This is a genomic window from Martinezella calliandrae (assembly GCF_030272695.1).
Lineage (GTDB): Bacteria > Pseudomonadota > Alphaproteobacteria > Rhizobiales > Rhizobiaceae > Rhizobium > Rhizobium calliandrae.
Window position 1 is genome coordinate 1 of sequence record NZ_JARFYN010000245.1, and the last position, 317, is coordinate 317.

At 65.6% G+C, this 317-nt stretch carries 1 protein-coding gene; it reads left to right on the forward strand.

All coding sequences use genetic code 11. From position 1 onward, the window contains the following. Nucleotides 1–317: M14 family metallopeptidase (locus PY650_RS36945; RefSeq protein WP_285885066.1), on the forward strand; the 317-nt coding region annotated here is incomplete at both ends.

The following is a 317-nucleotide window of genomic DNA, read 5'->3' on the forward strand; positions in this document are numbered from 1 at the left end:
GACGCGCGTCGACTACGCGATCGACCTGCATTCCGGCAGCCTTAGCATCGAGTACCTGCCCTGTGCGGTCGTCGCACGTCCGTCCAATCCTGGCCGCATGGGCGATGCTCTCGATCTCCTTCGCGCATTCGGAATGCCGATCGGAATGATCATCGAGCATTCGACGGGCGGCGACCGCGCCTTGATCGGCGCCTGCCGGCGCCAAAACGTGCGCCATCTTTCGACAGAGCTCGGCGGTGGCGGCGGGGTATCGCCCGCGGCCATCGATATCGCGGAGCACGGCGTGATGCGGCTCCTTCACCACGTCGGCGTGACAA